Raw genomic sequence first — 6149 nt, 5'->3', positions numbered from 1 at the left:
TTGAACAGGGATCCGCAAAAATTTCCAGGAACATATTGTTTGATGGTTCCCATAATACCGAGCTCGGTAACCGCATTTGCATACTTATGCGCATACGGCATACAGGGATAAATTTTGAAATCACGGTATTTATCGGGGTGCTGACGGATTACTTCACAAATATTGGCAATCCGATCGTGTGTAGTACACATAAAGGTCTGGATTCCTGCTTCCATTGCATGGTCGAGGGTCCGTATAATGGCTGAATCTTCCTTAAAGCGGATGGACTGTGCCATTGATTTTTCATCGGAAATATGGTTGACCGCGAAAAACTGATTGTCTCCAAATAATATTCTTTCCATCTTCATCACTGTTGAGCTTTTCTGATTAAGGCAATGGCATTGTCTGTTTTGGCAGCAGATTCAAAAGAGTTGATCTCATTGTAAACCTTGCCCTGTACCGCTTTTATGAAATGATCCATCTGCGCGGAATATTCTTCCCCCCTCAGGTAATAATCAACAGAAGGGGTCAGATCCGTTACATATTTTACGTTCCAGCCCCTGGAATAACCCGAAGGACAAACAGCGTCTTTGAAATAGACCTTTAATTCATTGGCATCTGAAACAATTTTTCCTTTGGTACCATTAATGCTGATGGAAGTGGTCATTTTGCGGTGTGTTTCATCACTCCAGTTTACCGACAAAAGCCCCGACACCCCATTTTGCAAGGACATCATCGCATATACCGCATCATCTACCTGTTTTGAAAAGATTGATTTTAGGCTACTGCTTTGGACTGATTTAACCGGTGAAAGCAGGTAGTTGATCAGATCAATTACATGCGAAGCATAGTCCATCAGGCAGCCGCCACCCTCTTCGGGATTGGAACGCCAGGTATCCTGTTTGGGTTTCACCACTACCGGACCATAAGCCTGCCCCATAAAATGATATACGTCACCGATAGCGCCAGAATCAACCAACCTTTTAACTTCATCAAATGTTCCCACAAACTTATTGTGATAACCTACCTGGTTAACCAGTTTTTTTGATTTTGCCAATTGGATCAGGGCCAGTCCTTCTTCCGGGTTCAGGCAAAATGGCTTTTCTACGAACACATGAATGCCCAATTCCAGCATTTCCTTCACCATGGATGCATGGTATTTGGTAGGAACTGCTATTACCACAGCATCCGGTTTGGCTTGTGTAAGCATTTTTTTATAATCCGTAAAGCAGGGAAAAGGACTGTATTTTTCCATCGCTTCGATCACCATTTTTGAGGTATCGCATACCCCCACCAGTTCCACTTCCGGGTGCGCACCCAGTATGGCGAGGTGTGAGATGCCCATTTTTCCCGCTCCAATCAATCCAACTTTTACCATTATCTGTTGTAGTTTAATATTTCGCTTATAAATAATTCATAGGCCTTTTTACCTTTCTGCATCAATTGCAGATCCGGCTCCTTGTTCTGGAGAGCGCGCAGTAGATTTTCCACCGCTTCGGGTTTCAGGTTAGGCTCATGTGCCATAATACCTTCCTCCAGCAAAAACTTGTCCACTTCCAGCAATTCATCCTGATACACAGAAATAGTTGGTATACCCAGTATGGCCAATTCCCTGGTCATAGAACCGCCGGCGCCGATAAATAAGGTGCATTCTTTGGCAATCTGATCAAATTGCATGGGTTTTTCAGGCACCCGGATGCCAGAAAATTTTTGCTGCCGGTAATGCTCCAGTTGCGTTTTATCTCTCGGTAAAATAGTAATGGAATAAGTATGTTGCAAGGCTTCCAGTGTGCTGTCCAGGAAATTCAGCCCCCCTTTATAGTATTGTGCAGTCAATGGCTCCGGACGCACATAAATTGTTTTATTGTCAGGAGGATTTGCCTGCCTGGCCGCATGGATCTGCTCTCCTTTCTGCCATAAGTAAATGCCTTCCTTAACACCCGGGTACTGAAGTGTACGTTTGGCCGATCCTCCTTTCTTTACAATTTTTTCAACCGGCAGGTTTTCAGGAATTAATACTTTATTGGCGAACATAAAACAGGGTATATTTCCCATAGCATGTTCGTTGTCGTTGGTATATATGGAAGGTATGCCTAACAGACGGGCAACCACCGGAGAATGAAAAGATGATTGTGAAACGGCCAGGTCAATTTTTTTATCGCGGAGGAATTTCCTTAATTGGTTCACTCTTATCGGATACCCAAACAGTTTTTTATACAGGTTTTTTCCATAATGCTCACCCACCACTGTATGGTCCATATTTTTCTGCTTCAGCAAATCAATGGTATTAGCCAGCGGGCGGCAGGTTATTAATACCTCGTGCCCCCGCGACTCCAGGTCCCGGATCATATCATGGAACATATTGATATGCGGCGAATTCGAAAGGTCAAACCAGATTTTCATGGGGTATTCGGGGTTGTACGTGCTGCGTAGTTTTTTTATCCTGTCTTAGGTAAATGGCTAATGCGTAAAACATCCAGGACTGCGACCAGCGCATGTAAGGAATCCTGGAATGAAAATATTTATTGATCTGATAATAATAGAAACCCTGGGGGTCCTGCATATGATCAATGGTCCAGTTCACCACCCGGTCTATCAACTCCCGGTGTTGCTGAAACAGGTTCAGTTTTGCCAGGGTAATAACCAGTTGGGTAGGGGCATGTATATCTATGGGATAAGTAGCATGGCTATAATACTTTGAAATACCTTCTTTGGTAAAAAATGTATTCAGGTAATAAGCCAGGCCTTTTTCAATGACGCCGTCAAAACTTCTGTCGCCGGTAAAATCACGATAATCGGTCAAGCACTCCAGGTTATACCCGGTATGAAAATTATCTATCCACTGATGAAAAGAATAAGTGCCATAACTCCAGGAACCATCCTGCTTTTGGTGAGCAGAACAGAAGGCCACCGATTTTCTGGCAACATCCTTTAATTCTTCCTCGCCGGTATGATGGTAAACCCGGGCCAGAAGCCGACTACCGAGCAGTGACGCGTTGAAAACAATACTGTTATCATTTTTTGAGTAGGAAAATGCAAAATTACCCTGGTCGTCATGGGTGCGGTTCAGGTCTTTCAGGAAAAAATCACAGGTACTTCTGGCTTTTTCTAACAGGAAAGCCTCTCCGGTAATATCATAGGCATCCAACAAAGCATTGGCGATAAAGGAAGATGCTACTACTGTTGGGGTAAACTTGGGCTGGAAAAAAGCGCGTGACTCCCAGTCAAAATTATAGCCCCAGCAGGCTCCGCTGAAACCCGGCGTTTCCGATGTAATAATTTTCTCTACAAAAAAATTGATCCGATCCAGGTATTCCTGTTTGGGCTCCATTTGATACAACTGACAGTAACCCGATAAAAATATACCGAGCGCCTTAGGGTTGTATTCTTTTTTAATACCTACCATCGGCCGAAGGTTCAGCGGCATTCTTTTGAATGCCTGAATCCAAACCAACCGGGCAAACCGGCTTTTAGGCGCCCAGGGAAGGCGTTGAAAAAAAGTACTGTTCAACCCATCATACGGATCATATCCCTTAAACTCTTCTTTCTCGCAAAAGTTTTTTAACTTCTGAAAAGAGACCTCTGCCTTATTGCTCATGGAATACTATATTTTGTGGTAAGCCTGTTGCTAAACTATCCAGAATACGGAAGGTGGTTAGCGTAGTAAGACAAATTGAACGGAATGAAATCGGGCTGCCTGATCCTTTCTGCAAGGCTTCAATAAAACTATGCACTTCTTCCTTATGCCCTTTACTTGGTGATTTCAATTTAATTTCCTTGCCCGCGCTATAAATCAATCCATCGCGAAAATCGTTGATAACCCCAATTTTTCCAGCGCAGAAAACTTCAATTAATTCCTTGGGCATTCCCTTATCACCATTGGCCAAATAACTCAGGTTGCCGATTGATCCATCGGAGAATTTTACAACAATTGCAATATTATCCGCCGGTGTAATGGCGGCATTGGTGGTACTGATACAATCGGCATATACTTTTACCGGTTCTGCATCAGTAAAATATTGCATCAGGTCAATAAAATGACAGATTTCCCCAACAATTCTCCCCCCTCCTATGTCCGGTTGTTGAATCCAGCTATCTTTAGGAATTAAGCCCCCATTTACCCGGATATTCACTACCATTGGCTCGCCTGAATTTGCCATCTCCGATTTAATACGGCGACTCACGTCCGCAAAACGCCGGTTAAATCCTACCATCAGTGATCTATCTGATTTTTTCATGGCTTCTGCCACATCTGCCAACTGGTCATCATTCATGGCCAGGGGTTTTTCAACATATACATGTTTTCCAGCCTGTAAGGCCTTAATGGTTAAACCGGCATGTGAGGAGTGTGGGGTGGCAATAAATACGGTATTGATTGAATCTTTACTCAATACATCCTGCAGATCGGAAGAGCAAAAATTGAAGCCAAATTTATTAGCTACATTTTTAGCCGTAATACCCCGGGAGGTAACCACGCCTTCCAAAGAGCCGCCTCCGGATTTTACATTGGGGATAAGGTAACTCTGGGCAAAACTTCCGGCACCAATAAAGCCAGCATTAACAGCGGCCAAGGGAGCCTGTTTCAGTTCTACTTTGGTAGCATGTTTGGCTTTGTTGGGAGAATATTTCAGCAGCATGCCGATATGCGGTTCCTTTACCTTCCCCAGGATTATATCATAGGCTTTTTCTGCGTCATCAATATCAAAAACATGGGTGATCAGGGGCTGCAGATTGATCAGCTTCCTCGATAATAAATCAAGAAATGCTTCCATATTGCGCTGTTCTGTCCACCGTACGTAGGCATACGGATAATCATGTCCGTTTTCTTCATAGTTGGTATCATATCGGCCAGGACCATATGAACAGGAAATCCGCAATTCCAGTTCTTTGCGATAGAAATGCGGATCACGGGGAATGTCCATTTTAACAGCGCCCACTACTATTATTTTCCCTTTTTTTCGGCATAATTCCGTAGAAAGTTCAATGGGGTCACTGGAAAGGGTAGCAGCTGTAATAATGACGGCATCAAAACCGTGGCCGTTTGTAAAATTTTCACAGGCAGCCAACAGGTTGGGATCATTTCGGTTCAGTGCTTTATCGGCCGAATATTCATTGGCCATTTTCACAAAGGATTCAGACAAATCAATCCCAAAAACGGTACAGCCATTTGCTTTCAGGAGCTGGCCGGTTATTTGACCAAGTAATCCAAGGCCGATGACACAAATTTTTTCACCCAGCCGTGGTTCTGCCTGCCGAACCCCCTGTAGCGCAATAGCCCCAAGGGTGGTAAAAGAAGCTTCTTCTGAACTTACGTTGTCAGGAACTTTCGCAACCAGGTTTTGGGGTACTGCAATGATTTCGGCATGGGAGGCATAATCAAGCCCGGCACAAGCTACCCGGTCGCCGGTTTGAAAGCTGCCATTCCTGTCGAGGGAAGAAAGTACGGTACCACTGGTACTATATCCAAGGGCTTTTAAAGAGTCGAGTTTTGTTTTTACTTTCTCGAGGGTTGCTTTAAGGCCTTCTTTTTTGATGTTTTGCAATACCTGGGCAACCAGGTCGGGCCGCTGGCGGGCCTTGTTTAATAAGTTTGCCTGGGCAACTTTTACGGTACTTCTTTCTGTTCCGGCACTGATGAGAGAAAAGTTATTCTCCACTAATACCATTCCGCTGGAGAGTTTTGGCATCGGTACTTCATCCACATACAGCTCTCCTGTCTTGAAATTCTGAATAACCTGTTTCATTTTTGTAGTTGGTTCAATTATCTAAAAACTCCCGGCACCATAGTTCCAGGGTAATCAACTGATAAATCTGGTAAGCATTGTCTTCCACCCCTTTCCGATCTTCTTCAATAAGTTTCTTTACAGCCCCGAAATTAAGCATGCCACGCTTCTCAATAGCTTCTTTTGACAACAATTCATCCACCATATTCCTCAGATCGGTGGAGATCCAGGACCGGATGGGCGCCCCAAAAGCCGCTTTTGGTCTATAAATAATACGCTTAGGCAAGAACGATTCGGCCACCTTCTTTAATATATATTTCGGTTCTTTTTTATATATTTTATACGGACCGGGAATTTGCATTGCCTTCTCAATCACCAGTTTATCAATAAACGGTACCCTTACTTCCACCGAAGCGGCCATTGAAGCCCGGTCGGTATAGGTAAGAT

The 6149-nt window shown here is 43.9% G+C and carries 6 protein-coding genes; all 6 read right to left on the bottom strand.

Going from position 1 to position 6149, the window contains the following annotated elements; all coding sequences use genetic code 11:
- A partial coding sequence (locus A1D16_RS19295; protein WP_290712569.1) for a hypothetical protein occupies nt 1-341 on the bottom strand: 341 nt, incomplete at its 3' end.
- A gap of 5 nt (nt 342-346) precedes the next feature.
- The gene (locus A1D16_RS19290; protein ID WP_290712567.1) at nt 347-1357 is read right to left on the bottom strand and encodes a Gfo/Idh/MocA family oxidoreductase; all 1011 of its coding nucleotides are present in this window, start codon (nt 1355-1357) and stop codon (nt 347-349) included.
- Entirely contained in the window at nt 1357-2382 is a 1026-nt protein-coding gene (locus A1D16_RS19285) for a DUF354 domain-containing protein (protein ID WP_290712565.1), read from the bottom strand. The genes A1D16_RS19290 and A1D16_RS19285 overlap by 1 nt, the downstream gene beginning before the upstream one ends.
- Complete coding sequence (locus A1D16_RS19280) at nt 2366-3577, bottom strand: hypothetical protein (RefSeq protein WP_290712564.1); 1212 nt, start codon at nt 3575-3577, stop codon at nt 2366-2368. The genes A1D16_RS19285 and A1D16_RS19280 overlap by 17 nt, the downstream gene beginning before the upstream one ends.
- Nucleotides 3567-5723, bottom strand: a complete 2157-nt coding sequence (locus A1D16_RS19275) for a bi-domain-containing oxidoreductase (RefSeq protein WP_290712562.1) — start codon at nt 5721-5723, stop codon at nt 3567-3569. Before A1D16_RS19275 ends, A1D16_RS19280 begins: the two co-directional genes overlap by 11 nt.
- Before the next feature lie 13 nt (nt 5724-5736).
- Nucleotides 5737-6149: asparagine synthase C-terminal domain-containing protein (locus A1D16_RS19270; protein WP_290712560.1), on the bottom strand; the 413-nt coding region annotated here is incomplete at its 5' end.

Origin of the sequence: Flavihumibacter sp. CACIAM 22H1 (genome assembly GCF_001601815.1) — a bacterium.
Lineage (GTDB): Bacteria > Bacteroidota > Bacteroidia > Chitinophagales > Chitinophagaceae > Flavihumibacter.
Note: the sequence above shows the minus strand (reverse complement) of the source record. Positions and strands in the feature narration are given on the sequence as shown.